This window comes from Streptomyces sp. NBC_00525 (assembly GCF_036346595.1).
Taxonomy (GTDB): Bacteria; Actinomycetota; Actinomycetes; order Streptomycetales; family Streptomycetaceae; genus Streptomyces.
The window spans coordinates 1,098,156-1,118,256 of record NZ_CP107834.1 but is presented as its reverse complement, the minus strand read 5'-3'; the positions used below and the strand labels follow the sequence as shown (position 1 = coordinate 1,118,256).

14 protein-coding genes and 2 rRNA genes are annotated in these 20,101 nt (G+C 71.3%); 13 read left to right on the top strand and 3 right to left on the bottom strand.

What is annotated here, in order from left to right:
• Positions 1-90 precede the first annotated feature (90 nt).
• The 3 genes from OG710_RS04895 (at position 91) to OG710_RS04885 (ending at position 5,732) form a co-directional block, all read left to right on the top strand.
• Positions 91-3,214, top strand: a 23S ribosomal RNA gene (locus OG710_RS04895).
• 136 nt (positions 3,215-3,350) lie between these two features.
• A 5S ribosomal RNA gene (gene rrf / locus OG710_RS04890) occupies positions 3,351-3,467 on the top strand.
• A gap of 1,446 nt (positions 3,468-4,913) precedes the next feature.
• Complete coding sequence (locus tag OG710_RS04885) at positions 4,914-5,732, top strand: hypothetical protein (protein ID WP_330242158.1); 819 nt, start codon at positions 4,914-4,916, stop codon at positions 5,730-5,732.
• Positions 5,733-5,803: 71 nt separating this feature from the next.
• Here the strand turns inward: OG710_RS04885 and OG710_RS04880 are convergent, their stop codons facing one another.
• Entirely contained in the window at positions 5,804-7,084 is a 1,281-nt protein-coding gene (locus OG710_RS04880) for a DUF1015 domain-containing protein (protein ID WP_330238234.1), read from the bottom strand.
• Positions 7,085-7,155: 71 nt separating this feature from the next.
• Between OG710_RS04880 and OG710_RS04875 the strand changes: the two genes are divergently transcribed.
• The 4 genes from OG710_RS04875 (at position 7,156) to OG710_RS04860 (ending at position 11,272) form a co-directional block, all read left to right on the top strand.
• Positions 7,156-8,184 (top strand): HAD hydrolase-like protein, encoded by a 1,029-nt coding sequence (locus tag OG710_RS04875; protein WP_330238233.1) that lies wholly within the window; start codon positions 7,156-7,158, stop codon positions 8,182-8,184.
• A 180-nt stretch (positions 8,185-8,364) separates the two neighbouring features.
• The gene (locus OG710_RS04870; protein ID WP_330238232.1) at positions 8,365-9,324 is read left to right on the top strand and encodes a FecCD family ABC transporter permease; all 960 of its coding nucleotides are present in this window, start codon (positions 8,365-8,367) and stop codon (positions 9,322-9,324) included.
• Complete coding sequence (locus tag OG710_RS04865; RefSeq protein ID WP_330238231.1) at positions 9,321-10,394, top strand: FecCD family ABC transporter permease; 1,074 nt, start codon at positions 9,321-9,323, stop codon at positions 10,392-10,394. Before OG710_RS04870 ends, OG710_RS04865 begins: the two co-directional genes overlap by 4 nt.
• Before the next feature lie 50 nt (positions 10,395-10,444).
• Positions 10,445-11,272: an ABC transporter ATP-binding protein gene (locus OG710_RS04860; protein ID WP_330238230.1), complete on the top strand. Its 828-nt coding sequence runs from the start codon at positions 10,445-10,447 to the stop codon at positions 11,270-11,272.
• A 4-nt stretch (positions 11,273-11,276) separates the two neighbouring features.
• Here the strand turns inward: OG710_RS04860 and OG710_RS04855 are convergent, their stop codons facing one another.
• Entirely contained in the window at positions 11,277-11,624 is a 348-nt protein-coding gene (locus OG710_RS04855; protein ID WP_026171585.1) for an SCP2 sterol-binding domain-containing protein, read from the bottom strand.
• Positions 11,625-11,666: 42 nt separating this feature from the next.
• On the opposite strand from OG710_RS04855, the gene OG710_RS04850 reads away from it, so the two are divergent.
• The 6 genes from OG710_RS04850 to OG710_RS04825 all read left to right on the top strand — a co-directional run bounded on the left by OG710_RS04850 (position 11,667) and on the right by OG710_RS04825 (position 17,874).
• Positions 11,667-11,948, top strand: coding sequence for a hypothetical protein (locus tag OG710_RS04850; RefSeq protein ID WP_443064223.1), 282 nt, complete (start codon positions 11,667-11,669; stop codon positions 11,946-11,948).
• 7 nt (positions 11,949-11,955) lie between these two features.
• Positions 11,956-12,771: a TlyA family RNA methyltransferase gene (locus OG710_RS04845; RefSeq protein ID WP_330238229.1), complete on the top strand. Its 816-nt coding sequence runs from the start codon at positions 11,956-11,958 to the stop codon at positions 12,769-12,771.
• On the top strand, positions 12,768-13,673 hold the full coding sequence (locus OG710_RS04840) for an NAD kinase (protein WP_330238228.1): 906 nt from the start codon (positions 12,768-12,770) through the stop codon (positions 13,671-13,673). The genes OG710_RS04845 and OG710_RS04840 overlap by 4 nt, the downstream gene beginning before the upstream one ends.
• 98 nt (positions 13,674-13,771) lie before the next feature.
• The gene (gene recN / locus OG710_RS04835; protein WP_330238227.1) at positions 13,772-15,517 is read left to right on the top strand and encodes a DNA repair protein RecN; all 1,746 of its coding nucleotides are present in this window, start codon (positions 13,772-13,774) and stop codon (positions 15,515-15,517) included.
• Between the two features lie 254 nt (positions 15,518-15,771).
• On the top strand, positions 15,772-16,848 hold the full coding sequence (locus tag OG710_RS04830; protein WP_330238226.1) for a glycosyltransferase family 4 protein: 1,077 nt from the start codon (positions 15,772-15,774) through the stop codon (positions 16,846-16,848).
• Between the two features lie 138 nt (positions 16,849-16,986).
• On the top strand, positions 16,987-17,874 hold the full coding sequence (locus OG710_RS04825; protein ID WP_330238225.1) for a sulfurtransferase: 888 nt from the start codon (positions 16,987-16,989) through the stop codon (positions 17,872-17,874).
• A 63-nt stretch (positions 17,875-17,937) separates the two neighbouring features.
• On the opposite strand, the gene OG710_RS04820 is transcribed toward OG710_RS04825, so the two are convergent.
• Positions 17,938-19,740 carry a glycoside hydrolase family 15 protein gene (locus tag OG710_RS04820; RefSeq protein ID WP_330242157.1) on the bottom strand — a complete coding sequence of 601 codons (1,803 nt, stop codon included), beginning with the start codon at positions 19,738-19,740 and terminating at the stop codon, positions 17,938-17,940.
• Positions 19,741-20,101 lie beyond the last annotated feature (361 nt).

Below are 20,101 nucleotides of genomic sequence, written 5' to 3'. Positions count from 1 at the left end.
TTGCCGGCCCCAGTGAACTCGTCAGTTTCTGGCGGGGTGGTGGGTGGCTGGTCGTTGTTTGAGAACTGCACAGTGGACGCGAGCATCTGTGGCCAAGTTTTTAAGGGCGCACGGTGGATGCCTTGGCACCAGGAACCGATGAAGGACGTGGGAGGCCGCGATAGGCCCCGGGGAGCTGTCAACCGAGCTTTGATCCGGGGGTGTCCGAATGGGGAAACCCGACAGTCGTCATGGGCTGTCACCCGCTGCTGAACACATAGGCAGTGTGGAGGGAACGCGGGGAAGTGAAACATCTCAGTACCCGCAGGAAGAGAAAACAACCGTGATTCCGGGAGTAGTGGCGAGCGAAACTGGATCAGGCCAAACCGTATGCGTGTGATACCCGGCAGGGGTTGCGCATGCGGGGTTGTGGGATCTCTCTTTCACAGTCTGCCGGCTGTGAGACAAGTCAGAAACCGTTGGTGTAGGCGAAGGACATGCGAAAGGTCCGGCGTAGAGGGTAAGACCCCCGTAGCTGAAACATCAGCGGCTTGTTTGAGAGACACCCAAGTAGCACGGGGCCCGAGAAATCCCGTGTGAATCTGGCGGGACCACCCGTTAAGCCTAAATATTCCCTGGTGACCGATAGCGGATAGTACCGTGAGGGAATGGTGAAAAGTACCGCGGGAGCGGAGTGAAATAGTACCTGAAACCGTGTGCCTACAAGCCGTGGGAGCGTCGCGCATCGAGCTTGCTCGGTGCGTCGTGACTGCGTGCCTTTTGAAGAATGAGCCTGCGAGTTAGCGGTGTGTAGCGAGGTTAACCCGTGTGGGGAAGCCGTAGCGAAAGCGAGTCCGAACAGGGCGATTGAGTTGCACGCTCTAGACCCGAAGCGGAGTGATCTAGCCATGGGCAGGTTGAAGCGGAGGTAAGACTTCGTGGAGGACCGAACCCACCAGGGTTGAAAACCTGGGGGATGACCTGTGGTTAGGGGTGAAAGGCCAATCAAACTCCGTGATAGCTGGTTCTCCCCGAAATGCATTTAGGTGCAGCGTCGTGTGTTTCTTGCCGGAGGTAGAGCACTGGATAGGCGATGGGCCCTACCGGGTTACTGACCTTAGCCAAACTCCGAATGCCGGTAAGTGAGAGCGCGGCAGTGAGACTGTGGGGGATAAGCTCCATGGTCGAGAGGGAAACAGCCCAGAGCATCGACTAAGGCCCCTAAGCGTACGCTAAGTGGGAAAGGATGTGGAGTCGCAGAGACAACCAGGAGGTTGGCTTAGAAGCAGCCACCCTTGAAAGAGTGCGTAATAGCTCACTGGTCAAGTGATTCCGCGCCGACAATGTAGCGGGGCTCAAGCGTACCGCCGAAGTCGTGTCATTCCAGCATCAGGGCCAACGCCTGCTGGGATGGGTAGGGGAGCGTCGTGTGCCGGGTGAAGCAGCCGTGGAAGCGAGTTGTGGACGGTTCACGAGTGAGAATGCAGGCATGAGTAGCGATACACACGTGAGAAACGTGTGCGCCGATTGACTAAGGGTTCCTGGGTCAAGCTGATCTGCCCAGGGTAAGTCGGGACCTAAGGCGAGGCCGACAGGCGTAGTCGATGGACAACCGGTTGATATTCCGGTACCCGCTTTGAAACGCCCAGTACTGAATCAGGCGATGCTAAGTCCGTGAAGCCGGCCCGATCTCTTCGGAGTTGAGGGTAGTGGTGGAGCCGACGAACCAGACTTGTAGTAGGTAAGCGATGGGGTGACGCAGGAAGGTAGTCCAGCCCAGGCGGTGGTTGTCCTGGGGTAAGGGTGTAGGCCGTGTGGTAGGCAAATCCGTCACACGTTAAGGCTGAGACCTGATGCCGAGCCGATTGTGGTGAAGTGGATGATCCTATGCTGTCGAGAAAAGCCTCTAGCGAGTTTCATGGCGGCCCGTACCCTAAACCGACTCAGGTGGTCAGGTAGAGAATACCGAGGCGTTCGGGTGAACTATGGTTAAGGAACTCGGCAAAATGCCCCCGTAACTTCGGGAGAAGGGGGGCCACCTTTGGTGATAGCACTTGCTGCTTGAGCTGGGGGTGGCCGCAGAGACCAGCGAGAAGCGACTGTTTACTAAAAACACAGGTCCGTGCGAAGCCGTAAGGCGATGTATACGGACTGACGCCTGCCCGGTGCTGGAACGTTAAGGGGACCGGTTAGCTGCTCTTCGGGGTGGCGAAGCTGAGAACTTAAGCGCCAGTAAACGGCGGTGGTAACTATAACCATCCTAAGGTAGCGAAATTCCTTGTCGGGTAAGTTCCGACCTGCACGAATGGCGTAACGACTTCTCGACTGTCTCAACCATAGGCCCGGTGAAATTGCACTACGAGTAAAGATGCTCGTTTCGCGCAGCAGGACGGAAAGACCCCGGGACCTTTACTATAGTTTGATATTGGTGTTCGGTTCGGCTTGTGTAGGATAGGTGGGAGACTTTGAAGCGGCCACGCCAGTGGTTGTGGAGTCGTCGTTGAAATACCACTCTGGTCGTGCTGGATGTCTAACCTGGGTCCGTGATCCGGATCAGGGACAGTGTCTGATGGGTAGTTTAACTGGGGCGGTTGCCTCCTAAAGGGTAACGGAGGCGCCCAAAGGTTCCCTCAGCCTGGTTGGCAATCAGGTGTTGAGTGTAAGTGCACAAGGGAGCTTGACTGTGAGACCGACGGGTCGAGCAGGGACGAAAGTCGGGACTAGTGATCCGGCAGTGGCTTGTGGAAGCGCTGTCGCTCAACGGATAAAAGGTACCCCGGGGATAACAGGCTGATCTTCCCCAAGAGTCCATATCGACGGGATGGTTTGGCACCTCGATGTCGGCTCGTCGCATCCTGGGGCTGGAGTCGGTCCCAAGGGTTGGGCTGTTCGCCCATTAAAGCGGTACGCGAGCTGGGTTTAGAACGTCGTGAGACAGTTCGGTCCCTATCCGCTGTGCGCGTAGGAATATTGAGAAGGGCTGTCCCTAGTACGAGAGGACCGGGACGGACGAACCTCTGGTGTGCCAGTTGTTCTGCCAAGGGCATGGCTGGTTGGCTACGTTCGGAAAGGATAACCGCTGAAAGCATCTAAGCGGGAAGCCTGCTTCAAGATGAGTATTCCCACCAACTTGATTGGTTAAGGCTCCCAGTAGACGACTGGGTTGATAGGCCAGATGTGGAAGCCCGGTAACGGGTGGAGCTGACTGGTACTAATAGGCCGAGGGCTTGTCCTCAGTTGCTCGCGTCCACTGTGTTGTTCCCAGGCCACGAACAGTCGTGCTGGTTGAACAACGTCATTCACTTAACTAAAAAGTGTGCTTGTTCGCTAAGTGCCGATACTCCGCTTTGTCGCGGAGTGGCCGATAGTGTTTCGGTGGTCATTGCGTTAGGGAAACGCCCGGTTACATTCCGAACCCGGAAGCTAAGCCTTTCAGCGCCGATGGTACTGCAGGGGGGACCCTGTGGGAGAGTAGGACGCCGCCGAACAATTTTTGAAGGACCCTTGGTCCCAGCGTTCAGCGCTGGGACCAAGGGTCCTTTTGTTTTGCCCGAAGCGCGTCGGTTGACCGGCTGCGCGAGAATGTCTGTAGTACCCCGATGACAGGAGCCACACCCATGTCCACCAACTCTCCCGACGATCGTTCGGAGCGCGAGCCGCGTCGACGGGACGGCGGTGACCGGGGCGGCTTCGGCGGCGGCCGTGACGACCGTTCGCGCGGCCCGCGCCGGGACAACGACCGCGGTGGATACCGCCGTGACGACAGCCGGCCGACGGGTGGCGGCTTCCGCCGTGACGACCGGGACCGCGACGACCGCGGCCCGCGTCGGGACGACAACCGGGGTGGCAACTCGGGCGGCGGCTTCCGCCGTGACGACCGGGGTGGTAGCTCCGGTGGTGGGTTCCGTCGTGACGATCGTGGTGGCGGCTACGACAACCGTGGTGGCGGGTTCCGCCGCGACGACCGCGCCCCGCGCCGCGACGACGACCGGGGCGGCCGGCCGGGCGGCTATGACCGGCGTGACGATCGTCGTGATGACCGGCCGCGTGGTCCGCGTCGGGACGACGACAACCGTGGCGGCGGCTTCCGCCGTGACGACCGCCCCTCCGGCGGTGGCTTCCGCCGCGACGACCGAGGCGGCAACTCCGGCGGCGGGTTCCGCCGTGATGACCGGGGTGGTAACTCGGGTGGTGGGTTCCGTCGTGACGATCGTGGTGGCGGCTACGACAACCGTGGTGGCGGGTTCCGCCGCGACGACCGCGCGCCCCGTCGCGACGACGACCGGGGCGGCCGCCCCGGTGGCTACGACCGTCGTGATGACCGGCCGCGTGGTCCGCGTCGGGACGACGACAACCGTGGCGGCGGCTTCCGTCGCGACGACCGCCCCTCCGGTGGCGGCTTCCGCCGCGACGACCGGGGCGGCAACTCCGGCGGCGGCTTCCGCCGTGACGATCGTGCCCCGCGTCGCGATGACGACCGGGGCGGGCGCCCCGGCGGGTTCGACCGCCGCGACGACCGGCGTGACGACAGCCGTGGTGGTTCGTACGGCGGTGGCTTCCGCCGTGACGACCGCGACCGGGACCGCGACCGTGGCCCGCGTCGCGACGACGACCGCGGTGGCCGCTCCGGCGGCTACGGCTACGACCGGCGCGATGACCGTCGTGATGACCGGCCGCGTGGTCCGCGTCGGGACGACGACAACCGTGGCGGCAGCTTCCGTCGCGACGACCGCCCCTCCGGCGGTGGGTTCCGCCGCGACGACCGGGGCGGCAACTCCGGCGGCGGCTTCCGCCGTGACGACAACCGGGGCGGCGGCTACCGCGGCCAGCGGGACGACCGCGACCGGGGCGGCTACCGGGGCCGGGACGACCGGGGCGGCCGGCCGGGCGGCTACGACCGGCGCGACGACCGCGACCGCGAGCCCATCAAGCGGCTGCCCATCCCCGACGACGTCACCGGCCACGAGATCGACCAGGACGTCCGCCAGGAGCTGCAGAGCCTGCCCAAGACGCTGGCCGAGGACGTGGCGCGCAACCTCGTCATGGTGGCCCGGCTCATCGACGAGGAGCCCGAGGAGGCGTACGGGTACTCGCGCGTCGCCCTGCGGCTCGCCTCGCGTGTCGCCGCCGTCCGCGAGGCCGCCGGTTTCGCCGCCTACGCGACCCAGCGGTACGCGGAGGCGCTGGCCGAGTTCCGGGCGTCCCGGCGGATGACCGGCTCCGTGGAGCTGTGGCCCGTCATGGCGGACTGCGAGCGCGGTCTGGGCCGGCCCGAGAAGGCCCTGGCCATGGCCGGTGAGCCCGAGGTGCAGAAGCTGGACAAGGCCGGACAGGTCGAGATGCGTCTCGTGGCCGCCGGCGCCCGCCGCGACATGGGGCAGCTCGACGCCGCCATCGTCACGCTCCAGAGCCCCGAGCTGGCATCGAGCGCCGTGCACGCCTGGACGCCGCGCCTGCGGTACGCGTACGCCGACGCGCTGCTCGAAGCGGGCCGCGAGGACGAGGCCCGCGAGTGGTTCGGCAAGGCGCTGGAGTCCGACAAGGACGGCGCCACCGACGCCTCGGACCGCCTCGCCGAGCTGGACGGGGTCGAATTCGTCGACGCCCTGGACGAGCACGGCGACGAGCAGCACGAGGACGACGACCGCGAGCCCGCCGCCGACGAGCACGACGACGAGCCCGCCGACGAGCGGGACGAGGACCGTGACGCCGTCGCGCCCGCCGCCGACGAGGACGGCCCGGCCAAGGCGTAACGTGCGTAGCGCATGAGAAGAGGGCGGCACCCGCGACGGGTGCCGCCCTCTTCCGCGTTACGGGCGGGTGGTCAGCCGAGGTCCAGGCTGCGCAGCACCAGGCCCGTGGCGGGCTTCGGGCCGAAGGACGTCGACTTGCGGGGCATCGTGACCCCCTGCCGGGCCAGGTCCCGGACCAGCTCCTCGCGCACCGGATGCATCAGCACCGCCGTGGAGCCGTGCCGCTCGGCCTGCTCCACGGCCGCCGCCGTGTCGTGGATGTACGCGATGTGCGCCGGGTCGTCCGGGATGCGCCAGACCCGGTCCAGCAGCGCCGCGTGCAGCACCGTCGCGTCCAGGGTCCGCCAGGCCTCCGGCCGGTCCGCCGGAACCGCGCGGGCGAGCAGCGCCGGGTCGGGCCGGTCCACCAGATGGAAGCCGCCGTCGCCCGCGAGGAGATACGCGTTGCCCTCGTCGGCCGCGCCGGCCAGCGCCTCCAGGGCGCGGGGGAGCGGCCCCGGCACCTCGCGCACCCGGAACAGGCCGGACAGCGCGGCCACCGCGTCGGCGACCGGCAGGCCGTGCAGCAGCCGGTGGATGGCGCGTACCCGGAGCGGGTAGCGGGCGGTGTCCACCAGCAGGACCAGGCCGTAGTCCCAGGGACCGGGGTCCGTGTGCTCCTCCTGGAGCCGCAGGTAGGTGGCCCAGCGGTGGTGGCCGTCCGCGATCAGGGCCTGATGCCGAATCAGGTCCGCCTGGATCTCCGCGCGTTGACCGGCGTCGGTGACCGCCCACAGCCGGTGGCGGAAGCCGTCCTCGGTGGTCGTGGCGAGCAGCGGCGGACGGTCGACGGTCCGCTCGATGACGGCGGTCGCGCCCGTGGCGGCGTCCTCGTCGCCCCGGTAGGTCAGCAGCAGCGGTTCCAGATGGGCGGCCGTGGCGCGCATCAGGTCGGCCCGGTCCTCGACGACGTGCGCCATGACGTCCTCGTGCGGGAGCACGACGCCCGCGTCCGGCCCGGAGAGCGCGAGGGCGCCGATGACGCCCCGCTGCAGGATGCCGTCGCCGCGCTGCTCGTACACGTACAGGGAGGGTTCCGCGTCCGGTGCGAGCACGCCCTCCGCGAGCCAGTCGCGCAGGGTCGCGGCGGCCTGGGCGTTGCGGGCGGCGACCGTGTCGGCCTGGGGCAGGATCAGACGGACGATGTTGTACGGGTCCGCCGACTCCAGGTGCAGCAGCCCGTCCGGGCGGACGACCACGTCGTACGGGGGCGAGGTCACCGCGGCGAGGCTGCCGACCCGTTCGGGGACGTAACGCAGTCCGCGGAACGGAATCAGACGCAGTCCCCGGTCCGTGGTGCCTCGTGTATTCATCCACGCATCGTATGTGGGGTACGGGGATGCGCGATGATCGGGGGAGAGGCAGCCGATGAGGAGCGCGGAACATGAGCGGGACGAGCAGGACCAGGCCGAGCGGCAGCGGCACGCCGTTGAACGAGGCGTACGACACGGCGCTGCTCGACCTCGACGGTGTCGTGTACGCGGGCGGGCTGGCGATCGACCATGCCGTGGCGGCGCTCGGCACGGCGCGGGACGGCGGGATGCATCTGGCGTACGTCACCAACAACGCGCTGCGCACCCCGGACGCCGTGGCCCGGCATCTGACCGAGCTGGGCGTGCCGGCCGCGCCCACCGACGTGATCACCTCGGCGCAGGCCGTGGCCCGGCTGGTCGCCGACCAACTGCCCGCCGGGGCGCGGGTGCTGGTGGTCGGCGGCGAGGGGCTGCACGTCGCGCTGCGCGAACGCGGCCTGGTTCCGGTCGAGTCGGCGGAGGACGACCCGGTCGCCGTGGTGCAGGGGTACGGCGGTCCCGATCTCGCGTGGGGCCGGTTCGCGGAGGCCTCGTACGCGATCAACCGCGGCCTGCCGTGGTTCGCGTCCAACACCGACCGGACGATTCCGGGCGCGCGGGGCATCGCGCCGGGCAACGGGGCCGCGGTGGAGGTCGTCCGGATCGCGACCGGCGCCGAACCCCGGGTCGCCGGGAAGCCGTTGCCGCCGATGCACCGCGAGACCGTGCTGCGCACCGGGGCCCGGCGGCCGCTGGTGGTCGGCGACCGGCTCGACACGGACATCGAGGGGGCGTTCAACGGCGGCGTCGACTCGCTGCTGGTGCTGACCGGGGTGACGGACGCGGCGCAGCTGGTGGCGGCCGTGCCCGAGCACCGGCCCACGTACATCGACGCGGATCTGCGCGGGCTGCTCACCGGACAGCCCGAGGTGACGGCGGACGGCGAGGGTTTCGGCTGCGGCGGCTGGACGGCCCGCGCGCACGACGGGCGGCTGGTGCTGGAGGGCGAGGGCGGGGCGCTCGACGGGCTGCGCGCGCTGTGCGCGGCGGCCTGGTCGCATGCCGGGGACGGGTCCTGCGGGCTGGACGCGGAGAAGGCCGTGGCCCGGCTGGGGCTGTAGGCGAGGACGCATGTGCGGAGCCGGGTGCGGACCCGGGCCGGAGGAAACGGAGGTTGGGTAGGCTAACCTAACCTCGTGTTGGTTGAGAGTCCCCCGGATACCCGTTCCGGCCCGATAGCCGCGCCGGAGACGGCCGCCGCTCCCCGCAGACGTCACGCGGCGAGAGCGGCGGGGCTCCTGGTGGCCGTGGCCGTTCTCGTGCTGGTCTGCTTCGCGTCCATCGCGATCGGCGCCAAGGCGATGCCCCTCTCCCATGTGTGGCACGGCCTGTTCCACTACGCGGGGAGCGGCGACGACGTCCTCGTGCGCGATGTGCGCGTGCCCCGCACCATGCTGGGGCTCGTCGTCGGCGCCGCGCTCGGGCTCGCCGGGGCGGTGATGCAGGCGCTCACCCGCAACCCGCTCGCCGAGCCGGGCATCCTCGGGGTCAACGCCGGCGCCTCGGCCGCCGTCGTCTCCGCCATCGGCTTCTTCGGCGTCACCTCGCTGACCGGGTATGTGTGGTTCGCCTTCGCGGGCGCCGCGATCGTCTCGGTGGCCGTGTACTTCCTGGGCGGCAGCCGCGCGGCCACGCCGGTGCGGCTCGCGCTCGCCGGGACGGCCGTCACCGCCGCGCTCTACGGCTACGTCAACGCCGTACAGCTGCTCGACTCGGCGGCGCTGGACCGGCTGCGGTTCTGGACGGTCGGCTCGCTGGCCTCCGCGAACACCGGGACGTTCGACAAGGTGTGGCCGTTCATCGCGCTGGGCGTCCTGCTCACCGCGTTCATCGCGCGCCCGCTGAACGCCCTGGAGATGGGCGACGACACGGCCAGGGCGCTCGGCGCCCATCTGACCCGGACCCGTGTCCTCGCGATGCTCGCCGTCACCCTGCTCTGCGGGGCCGCGACCGCCGCGTGCGGGCCGATCGTCTTCATCGGGCTGATGATCCCGCACCTGGTGCGCACCCTCACCGGCCCGGACATGCGGTGGATTCTGCCGTACGCGGCCGTCCTCTCGCCGGTGCTGTTGCTCGGCGCGGACGTGGTCGGCCGGGTCGTCGCCCGGCCGTCCGAACTCCAGGTCGGCATCGTCACCGCGCTGATCGGCGGGCCCGTCTTCATCCACCTCGTACGACGCAAGAGGATGTCCCAGCTGTGAGCGCCACGACCACGAAGGAGACGGCCCGCGCCGTCCGTCCGGCGCGGGCCGTGCGGACGCCCGGCGGGTACTCGTTCCGGATGAACGTGCGGGCCGCCGCGGTGGCCCTGGCCCTGGCCGCCGTCGCGGCGGGCGCGGCGGTCGTCCTCATCGGCAGCGGCGACTTCTCGATGACGCCCGGCGAGGTCGTGACCACGCTCTTCGGCCACGGCACGTTCCAGCAGGAGTTCATCGTCACGGAACTCCGGCTGCCCCGCGTGCTCGTCGGCCTGCTCGTCGGCGCGGCCCTCGGGGCCGGCGGTGCCGTGTTCCAGACCATCTCCCGCAACCCGCTCGGCAGCCCCGACGTGCTCGGCTTCGGCCAGGGCGCCACCGTCGGCGCGCTCACCGTCATCGTCCTCTTCCAGGGCGGCGCGGCGGCCGTCGCGGGCGGCGCGATCACCGGCGGCCTGGTCACCGGGGTCGCCGTCTACCTGCTGGCCTGGAAGCGCGGGGTGCACGGCTTCCGGCTCGTCCTGGTCGGGATCGGCGCGGCGGCCATGCTGACCGCCGTCACCCAGTACCTGATCACCAAGGCCAACCTGGTCGACGCCACCCGGGCCGTCGTCTGGATGACCGGCTCGCTCGACGGCCGCGACTGGGCGCAGGTCTGGCCGCTGCTGGCCGTCTGCGCCGTACTGCTGCCGCTGGTGTACGGGCACGGGCCCGCCCTGCGCGTCATGGAGATGGGCGACGACGCCGCGTACGCGCTCGGGGTGCGCGTCGAACGCGTACGCCTGCTCCTCATGGGCTCCGCCGTGCTGCTGGTCGCCGTCGCCACGGCCGCCGCCGGGCCCATCGCCTTCGTCTCGCTGAGCGCCCCCCAGCTGGCGCGCCGGCTGACCCGGTCCACCGGCCCCAACCTGGTCGCCGCCACCATGATGGGCGCCGCGCTGCTGCTCGTCGCCGACTGGATCGCGCTCGACGCGTTCGGCGACCGGCAGCTGCCCGTGGGCGTCGTCACCGGGGTCCTGGGCGGCTGCTATCTGGTGTGGCTGCTGGTGACCGAACGCAAGGCGGGACGCATATGAGCCCCCGCACCGCCGACCCCCTCCGTCCGTCCCACCCCCGGAGTACGACCATGCAGCGCCTGACCGCGGACTCGGTGACCATCGGCTACGACCAGCGGGTCATCGCGGAGAACCTCTCGGTCGAGATCCCGGACCGCTCCTTCACCGTGATCGTCGGCCCCAACGCCTGCGGCAAGTCCACCCTGCTGCGGGCCCTGTCCCGGATGCTGAAGCCGAGCAGCGGCCAGGTGCTGCTGGACGGGCGGTCCATCCACGGGCTGCCCGCCAAGAAGGTCGCCAAGACACTGGGCCTGCTGCCGCAGTCCTCCATCGCGCCCGACGGCATCACCGTCGCCGACCTGGTGGCGCGCGGCCGCTACCCGCACCAGGGCCTGCTGCGGCAGTGGTCGCCCGAGGACGAGCACGTCGTCCAGGAGGCGATGGCCTCCACCGGCGTCGGCGAGCTGGCCGATCGCTATGTCGACGAATTGTCCGGCGGCCAGCGCCAGCGGGTCTGGATCGCGATGGCCCTCGCCCAGGAGACGCCGCTGCTGCTCCTGGACGAGCCGACGACGTACCTCGACATCCAGCACCAGATCGACGTGCTCGACCTGTGCGCGGAACTGCACGAGACACGTGGGCGGACGCTGGTGGCCGTCCTGCACGACCTGAACCACGCCGCGCGCTACGCCACCCACCTCATCGCGATGCGCGGCGGCGAGATCGTCGCCGAGGGGCCGCCCGGCGAGATCGTCACCGCGGAACTGGTGGAGCGGGTGTTCGGGCTGCGCTGCCAGGTGATCCCCGACCCCGAGACGGGAACGCCGCTGGTCGTACCGGCGGCGCGTGTGCGCGGGGCACGCGCCCGGAAGGTGCCGGCCGACGCGGGCCGGGACTGAGCCCCTACAGCAGCGACTTCAGCTTCAGCAGGTCCCGGAAGCCGGCCTCCAGGCGTACGCGCCCCGAGGCCCACGCCTTGGCGAAGTTCAGGTCGCCGTCCACCATGGCGACGAGATCGTCCCCGGTCATCGCCAGACGAATCTCGGCCTTCTCGCGGGGTGGCCCCTCCAGGGTGTCCAGAACCCGGATACGGCCGCCGGACAGCCGGCCGGTGAACGTGATGTCCAGGTCTCTGATGTGGCAGCTCAGCGAGCGGTCCAGATCGGCGGCGCGGCGCACGTCGCCGTCCGCCCCCGCGAGATTGTCGGAAAGTCTGTCGAGTGCGCTGCGGCACTCCGCCATGGTCGCCATCGTGCTCGACGGTACCGCAGCCCCACGCGGTAGCGTTTCCGCATGAGCGACCCGATGCCCGAGCCCGAGACGGACACCCCGCCGGAGCCGGCCGCGCCCGCGGAGCCCGCGCCCCTCGGTGTCGTACGGACGCCCACCGGCAGCACCGCGGTGGACGCCCTGCTGGAGCGCCTGGCCGACGCCGACCACCTCGCGGCGGACGGGCACACCGAGGTGTACGAGGATGTACACCGGGGTCTGCGCGAGGCGCTGGACGCGCTGGACGCCGGACCCGCCCCCGCACCGGGCCCCGCAAGGACGCCCTCGTACGACCACAGGAGCTGAACCGAACGTGGCAGGAGTCGCCCGTCGCCGTCTCGACGCCGAACTGGTACGCCGCAAGCTCGCCCGCTCGCGCGAGCACGCGAGCCAGCTGATCGCGGCGGGCCGGGTGACCGTCGGCGGCAACACCGCGACCAAACCGGCCACCCAGGTCGAGACCAGCGCCGCCGTCGTCGTCACCAAGGACGACGACGACCCCGAGTACGTCTCGCGCGGCGGCCACAAACTGGCGGGCGCCTTCGCCGCCTTCGTCCCGCAGGGGCTCCGCGTCGAGGGCCGGCGGGCCCTGGACGCCGGGGCGTCGACCGGCGGCTTCACCGACGTACTGCTGCGCGCCGGGGCGGCGAAGGTGCTGGCCGTCGACGTCGGCTACGGACAGCTCGCCTGGTCGCTCCAGTCCGACGACCGCGTCGTGGTCAAGGACCGCACGAATGTGCGTGAAATGACGCTGGAGACGATCGACGGCGAACCGGTGGACCTGGTGGTGGGCGACCTCTCGTTCATCCCGCTCGGACTCGTCCTGCCGGCCCTCGTCCGCTGCGCCGCCCCCGACGCCGACCTCGTCCTCATGGTCAAACCGCAGTTCGAGGTCGGCAAGGAACGCCTCGGCAGCGGCGGTGTGGTGCGCAGCCCCGAACTGCGCGCCGAGACGGTACGCGAAGTGGCCCGGCGGGCCCGCGCGCTGGGGCTGGGAGTCCTGGGCGTGACGGCCAGCCCGCTGCCGGGGCCCTCCGGGAACGTCGAGTACTTTCTGTGGCTGCGGGCCGGGGCACCTGAACTCGATCCCGCGGATGTCGACCGTGCAGTGGCGGAGGGGCCTCGTTGACGACGAATGCGGCACGTACAGTCTTCCTTTTGGCGCACACCGGCCGGCCGGCCGCGATCCGCAGCGCCGAACTCGTCGTCCAGGGGCTGCTCCGCAGCGGCCTGGGCGTACGGGTCCTGGCCACGGAGGCGGCCGACCTGCCCCTGCCCTCGTCCGTCGAGACCGTCACCGACGCCACGCCCGAGGTGCTCAACGGCTGTGAGCTGCTGATCGTCCTCGGCGGCGACGGAACCCTGCTGCGCGGCGCCGAACTGTCCCGCGCCTCCGGGGTGCCGATGCTCGGCGTCAACCTGGGCCGCGTCGGCTTCCTCGCCGAGGCCGAGCGCGACGACCTCGACAAGGTCGTCGACCGGGTCGTCACCCGCGCCTACACGGTCGAGGAACGCATGACCATCGACGTGCTGGTGCACAGCAACGGCGACGTCGTGCACACCGACTGGGCGCTCAACGAGGCGGCAGTGCAGAAGGTGTCGCCCGAGCGGATGCTCGAAGTAGTCCTGGAGATCGATGGCCGGCCGGTGACCGGCTTCGGCTGCGACGGCATCGTCTGCGCCACGCCCACCGGGTCCACCGCGTACGCCTTCTCGGCCGGCGGGCCCGTCGTCTGGCCGGAGGTCGAGGCACTGCTTATGGTCCCGATCAGTGCCCACGCCCTGTTCGCCAAGCCGCTCGTCACCTCGCCGTCCTCGGTGCTCGCCGTCGAGGTCCAGCCGCACACCCCGCACGGAGTGCTCTGGTGCGACGGCCGCCGCACCGTCGAGCTGCCGCCCGGCGCGCGCGTCGAGGTGCGGCGCGGCGCCGTCCCCGTACGGCTGGCCCGGCTGCACCAGGCGTCGTTCACGGACCGCCTGGTGGCCAAGTTCGCGCTGCCCGTCTCGGGCTGGCGGGGCGCCCCCAACTGAGCCCCGACCGATCCCCCGCCGGCCGCCGGACCGGCCGCGGATCGGGGGCGGCCGGGCCGTGGCCCGTGTGCACGCGGGCGGGGAAACCTCGTATGGTCATGTCCGTGTTGGAGGAGATGCGGATACGGTCGCTCGGGGTCATCGACGACGCGGTGGTGGAGCTGTCACCCGGTTTCACCGCGGTGACGGGTGAGACCGGCGCGGGCAAGACCATGGTCGTCACCAGCCTGGGGCTGCTGCTCGGCGGGCGCGCCGACCCCGCCCTCGTACGGATCGGTGCCAAGGCCGCGGTCGTCGAGGGCCGGATCACGGTGGCCGCGGGAGACGCGGTGGCCGCGCGGGCCGAGGAGGCCGGGGCCGAGATCGAGGACGGCGCGCTGCTCATCAGCCGCACCGTCTCCGCCGAGGGACGCTCCAGGGCGCACCTGGGCGGCAGATCCGTGCCGGTGGGTGTGCTGTCCGAGCTGGCCGACGAACTCGTCGCCGTGCACGGCCAGACCGACCAGCAGGGCCTCCTCAAACCGGCCAGGCAGCGCCAGGCCCTCGACCGGTACGCGGGCGACGGCGTCGCCGGGCCGCTGGAGGCGTACGCGGCGGCCTACAAGCGGCTGCGTGCGGTCGCGACGGAGCTGGACGAGCTGACGACGCGCGCCCGCGAGCGCGCCCAGGAGGCCGACCTGCTGCGCTTCGGTCTCGACGAGATCGCCGCCGTCGAACCGCTGCCCGGCGAGGACGTCGAACTGGCCGCCGAGGCCCAGCGGCTCGGGCACGCCGACGCGCTCGCCTCCGCCGCCGCCCTGGCGCACACCGCGCTGGCCGGCAACCCGGAGGACCCGGAGGCCCTGGACGCCACGACCGTGGTGGCCGCGGCCCGCCAGGCCCTCGACGGGGTGCGCTCGCACGACCCGGCGCTCGCCTCGCTCGCGGACCGGGTCGGTGAGATCTCCATCCTGCTCGCCGACGTCTCCGGCGAACTGTCCGGCTACGCGGACCAGCTGGACGCCGATCCGCTGCGGCTCGCCGCGGTCGAGGAACGGCGCGCCGCGCTGACCGGCCTCACCCGCAAGTACGGGGAGGACATCGCGGCCGTGCTCGCCTGGGCGCAGGAGGGCGCGGCCCGGCTCACCGAGCTGGAGGGCGACGACGACCGGATCGGCGAGCTGGCCGCGGAGCGGGACGCGCTGCGCGCCGAACTCTCCGGCCTCGGGCAGGCGTTGACCGACGCCCGGACGGCGGCCGCCGCGTCCTTCGCCGAGGCGGTGACCGCGGAACTGGCCTCCCTGGCCATGCCGCACGCGCGGGTGTCCTTCGACATCCGGCAGACCGAGGCGGCGGACGAGGCGTCCGGCATCGAGATCGGCGGCCGCGCCGTGGCCTACGGTCCGACCGGCGCCGACGAGGTCGAACTGCTGCTGGCCCCGCACCCGGGCGCCCAGCCCCGGCCGATCGCCAAGGGCGCCTCGGGCGGTGAGCTGTCGCGCGTGATGCTCGCGGTCGAGGTGGTCTTCGCCGGGTCCGACCCGGTGCCCACGTACCTCTTCGACGAGGTGGACGCGGGCGTCGGCGGCAAGGCGGCCGTGGAGGTCGGGCGGCGGCTCGCCAAGCTCGCCAGGTCGGCCCAGGTCGTCGTCGTCACGCACCTGCCCCAGGTGGCCGCGTTCGCCGACCGGCAGCTGCTGGTCGAGAAGACCGTGGACGGCTCGGTGACCAGCAGCGGGGTCACCGTCCTGGAGGGCGAGGACCGGGTGCGCGAGCTGTCCCGGATGCTCGCCGGACAGGAGGACTCGCAGACCGCCCGCGCCCACGCCGAGGAACTCCTCGCGGCGGCCCGCGCCGACGCGTAGGGCGTGTTCGGAAAGCAGCGCCGCCCGTCCCGGCCGGGGCCGCACCACGCGGTCCCGGCCCGGACGGCGTGGCGGGAGTGAACCGGGGCGCGTCGAGGGCGCGCGTTCTTTCACCCGTGCGAGTGGTGTACGGCGCCCGGTTTGTCGCGATCGACACTGGAGGAACGGTTCCCTCGCACCGGAACGTGCGTACGGACTGGCATCCTTGCCCCTGTTCAAGTCCCCGACTCGGGAGCCACCGGGAGCCGATCGACGTGTCACAGCTGCGCACGGTGCAGGTACTCGGCGGCGGCAGCGCCGGCAGCAGCGCGCACGCCGGCTCGCTGGCCGCCGGGCTGGTCGCCCGCGGCGTGCGGGTCACGGTCTGCGCGCCCGCCGCGCTGGACCGCACCCACGACTTCTCCGCCACCGGTGCCGACTTCGCTCCCGTGCCCCGGCGCAGCGACCCGGCGGCCGTCGCCGCGCTGCGCGCCGCCTGCGCCCAGGCGGACGTCGTCCACGCCCACGGGCTGCACGCCGCCGTGCGGGCGGCCCTCGCGATCGGCGGCCGGCCCGTCCCCCTGGTCGTCACCTGGCACACCCGGGCGCACGCCGAAGGGGCCCGCCGCCGGCTGCTGCACCTGCTGGAGCGGCGCGCGGTACGGGCGGCGGCCGTGGTGCTCGCCACCTCGTCCGACCTGGTCGACCGGGCGCGCGTCCGGGGCGCCCGCGACGCGCGGCTCGCACCCGTCGCCGCCCCCCGGCCACCGCTGCAGGCCGCGCCGCCCGCCGACAAGCTGCGCGCCGAACTGGGCGCGGTCGAGCGTCCCTTGATCGTCGCTCTCGGCAGCCTCGTGCCGCACCGCGGCTACGGCACCCTGCTCGACGCGGCCGCGCTGTGGCGCCTGCTCGACCCCGTGCCGCTGGTGGCCGTCGTCGGTGAGGGGCGGGAGCGGGCGGCCCTGCGGAAGCGGATCACGGCCGAGGGCCTGCCCGTCGAACTGCTCGGCGACCGGCCCGACGCCGCCGCGCTGCTGGCCGCCGCCGACGTCGCCGTCCTGCCCAGCCGCTGGGAGTCCCGCTCGACGACGGCCCAGCAGGCCCTGCGGTCCGGGGTGCCGCTGGTCGCCACGGCGGTCGGCGGTACGCCCGAACTCGTGGGGGACGCGGCGGTGCTGGTCCCGTACGGGGACGGCGAGGCGCTCGCCATGGAGGTGGCCCGGCTGCTCGTCGACCCGGCCGCGCGGGACCGGCTGGCCGCCGACGGACTGCGGCAGGCGGCGAGTTGGCCCACGGAGGACGACACGGTGGCCCAGGTGCTGTGCGTGTACGACGAACTGGCGGTGGGCTGACCGGGACCGGGGCGCCGCTGTGCGGGGGAGCCGGACCGGACCGGGGCGCGGCAGGCGGCCGTTGACACGGCCGGAAGCGGCTGCGATCTTGCACATCCGGGCCGGGGCGGTCCGGTGTTCGGGCAGCCGGGAGGGCGCATGGCCGAGGACGTAAGGGCGGACGGGGCGCGGGGCGGCGCGATCGGCGCGCTGCCGGGGCCGCTGGTCCCCGCCGACTGGCTCGCCGCGCGCCTGGGCGCCCCCGGACTGCTGGTGCTCGACGCCTCGGTCGGCGCGCACCGGGGGAGCGGCCGGCGGATCGCGGGCGCCCGCGTCTTCGACCTCGACGGCCCGCTCTCCGACCCCGAGAGCCCGCTGCCGCACACCATGCCGGACGCCGGCCGGTTCACCGAGGAGATGCGGGCGCTCGGCCTGAACGACGCGGACACCGTCGTCGTGTACGACGCCGCCGGGATCTACTCCGCCGCACGGGCCTGGTGGATGCTCCGGGCGATGGGCTTCGACCGGTGCGCCGTGCTCGACGGGGGCCTGCCCGTCTGGACCGCCGCCGGCCTGCCCGTCGACCGGGGTACGCCGCCGGCCGCCCCCGGACGCGGGGACTTCACGGCCGTGCCCCGTCCCGGCCTGCTGGCGGGGGCCGGTGAGGTGGCCGCCGCGCTGGCCGATCCGGCGGTCGCGGTGCTCGACGCCCGGACACGCGGACGGTACGAGGGCACGGAGCCGGAGCCGCGGGCCGGGCTGCGCGGCGGCCATATGCCGGGGTCCGTCAGCCTGCCGTTCGGCCGGCTCCAGGACGGCGAGGGGCGGATGCTGCCGCCCGCCGAGCTGCGAGCCGCGTTCGCCGGGGCGGCCGGTGACCGGGAGCGGCTGTACTTCAGCTGCGGGTCGGGCGTGACCGCGTGCGTACTGGCGCTCGGCGCCGACCTGGCGGGCTACCGGGACCTGACGGTGTACGACGGGTCGTGGAGCGAGTGGGGACTGCCGTCCCCGGACCGGCCGGTCGCGACAGGACCGCAGAACGGCTGAAAAACGACCCCGCCCGGCTGCCGGGGAACGGCGGCCGGGCGGGGTCGTACGTGTGGCGGCGGGTCAGCCGACGTACGCTCCGCTCGCCGTGAGGCGCAGGGCGGTGTCGATCAGCGGCACATGGCTGAACGCCTGCGGGAAGTTGCCCACCTGGCGCTGGAGCCGCGCGTCCCACTCCTCGGCCAGCAGGCCCAGGTCGTTGCGCAGGGACAGCAGCTTCTCGAACAGCCGGCGGGCCTCGTCCACCCGGCCGATCATCGCCAGGTCGTCCGCGAGCCAGAACGAGCAGGCCAGGAACGCGCCCTCGTCGCCCTCCAGGCCGTCCACGCCCGCGTCCTCACCGTTGGTCGGGTAGCGCAGGACGAAGCCGTCCTCCGTTGACAGCTCCCGCTGGATGGCCTCGATGGTGCCGATGACCCGCTTGTCGTCGGGGGGCAGGAAGCCCATCTGGGGGATGAGCAGCAGGGAGGCGTCCAGCTCCTTCGACCCGTACGACTGGGTGAAGGTGTTGCGCTCCTTGTCGTAGCCCCGCTCGCACACGTCGCGGTGGATGTCGTCGCGCAGCTCGCGCCAGCGCTCCAGCGGCCCCTCCGCGTCGCCGGACTCGATGAGCTTGATCGTCCGGTCCACGGCGACCCAGGCCATCACCTTGGAGTGCACGAAGTGGCGGCGCGGGCCGCGCACCTCCCAGATGCCCTCGTCGGGCTCCGTCCAGTGCTTCTCCAGGTACTCGATGAGCTTGAGCTGGAGCCCGGTGGCGTAGTCGTTGCGGGCCAGGCCCGTCATGTGCGCGAGGTGCAGCGCCTCGGTGACCTCGCCGTACACGTCGAGCTGGAGCTGCCCGGCCGCGCCGTTGCCGACCCGGACCGGGGCGGAGCCCTCATAGCCCGGCAGCCATTCCAGCTCGGCCTCGCCCAGCTCGCGTTCGCCCGCGATCCCGTACATGATCTGCAGGTTCTCCGGGTCGCCGGCGACCGCGCGCAGCAGCCACTCGCGCCAGGCGCGGGCCTCCTCGCGGTAGCCGGTGCGCAGCAGCGAGGACAGGGTGATCGCGGCGTCGCGCAGCCAGGTGTAGCGGTAGTCCCAGTTGCGGGAGCCGCCGATGTCCTCCGGCAGCGAGGTGGTCGGCGCGGCGACGATGCCGCCGGTCGGCGCGTACGTCAGGGCCTTCAGCGTGATCAGCGAGCGGACCACGGCCTCGCGGTAGGGGCCGTGGTACGTGCACTGCTCGACCCACTCGCGCCAGAAGTCGGCGGTCGCCTCCAGCGAGCCCTCCGGGTCCGGGAGGGCGGGCGCCTCCAGGTGCGAGGGCTGCCAGCTGATGGTGAACGCGATCCGGTCGCCGGGGGCCACGGTGAAGTCGGAGTACGTGGTCAGGTTCTCGCCGTAGGTGTCGACGGCGGTGTCCAGCCAGACCGAGCCCGGTCCGGCGACCGCGACCGTGCGCGAGCCCACCTTGTGCACCCAGGGGGTGACGCGGCCGTAGCTGAACCGCATGCGCAGCTCCGAGCGCATCGGCACCCGGCCGCTGACGCCCTCCACGATCCGGATGAGCTGCGGTGCGCCGTCGCGCGGCGGCATGAAGTCGGTCACTCTGACCGTGCCGCGCGGGGTGTCCCATTCCGATTCGAGGATGAGGGAGTCCCCGCGATAGCGGCGGCGGTCGGCCGGAGGCGGCTCGGTGCCCTCGGGGCGGGCCGGCCCCAGACGCCAGAAGCCGTGTTCCTCGGTGCCCAGCAGCCCCGCGAAAATGGCGTGTGAATCGAAGCGGGGCAGGCACAGCCAGTCGGCTGTGCCGTCCCGGCAGACCAGGGCGGCGGTCTGCATGTCTCCGATGAGTGCGTAATCCTCGATGCGCCCGGCCACGTGCATCTCCAGTCGAACGGCCATGTCGCCCCGTGGGGCGCTTACTGCGGGTCAAGAGGTCGTTGCCAGGGGTCGTCGTGGGGGACCCGCGAGCACATACCTCGCCCGAGCCTCGCCCGAGCGAGTGGGTTCGAGAAGGATACGACGCAGCGGGGTGGTCCGCGCGACCCTCTTGACGAACCGGGTTCCGCCGGTCGAGTGGGGTGCGAGGGGCACAAGGGGCTCGCGGGGGGCTCGCGCGCGGCACGGCCGGAAGCGGGCTCCCCCCGTCGCTGATACCCTGGTAGCCCGTGGACCGGTGGTCGTCCGCGAGAGCGGACGAGGCCCCCGAACCGCAGCGACGGCATCCCCGGAATTCCTC

What these genes read in the sequence shown, in the direction of transcription:
- OG710_RS04880 (WP_330238234.1), bottom strand. Translation starts at nt 7,084, where the DNA reads ATGAATACACGAGGCACCACGGACCGGGGACTGCGTCTGATTCCGTTC.
- OG710_RS04875 (WP_330238233.1), top strand. Translation starts at nt 7,156, where the DNA reads ATGAGCGGGACGAGCAGGACCAGGCCGAGCGGCAGCGGCACGCCGTTG.
- OG710_RS04860 (WP_330238230.1), top strand. Translation starts at nt 10,445, where the DNA reads ATGCAGCGCCTGACCGCGGACTCGGTGACCATCGGCTACGACCAGCGG.
- OG710_RS04855 (WP_026171585.1), bottom strand. Translation starts at nt 11,624, where the DNA reads ATGGCGACCATGGCGGAGTGCCGCAGCGCACTCGACAGACTTTCCGAC.
- OG710_RS04850 (WP_443064223.1), top strand. Translation starts at nt 11,667, where the DNA reads ATGAGCGACCCGATGCCCGAGCCCGAGACGGACACCCCGCCGGAGCCG.
- recN (WP_330238227.1), top strand. Translation starts at nt 13,772, where the DNA reads ATGTCCGTGTTGGAGGAGATGCGGATACGGTCGCTCGGGGTCATCGAC.
- OG710_RS04825 (WP_330238225.1), top strand. Translation starts at nt 16,987, where the DNA reads ATGGCCGAGGACGTAAGGGCGGACGGGGCGCGGGGCGGCGCGATCGGC.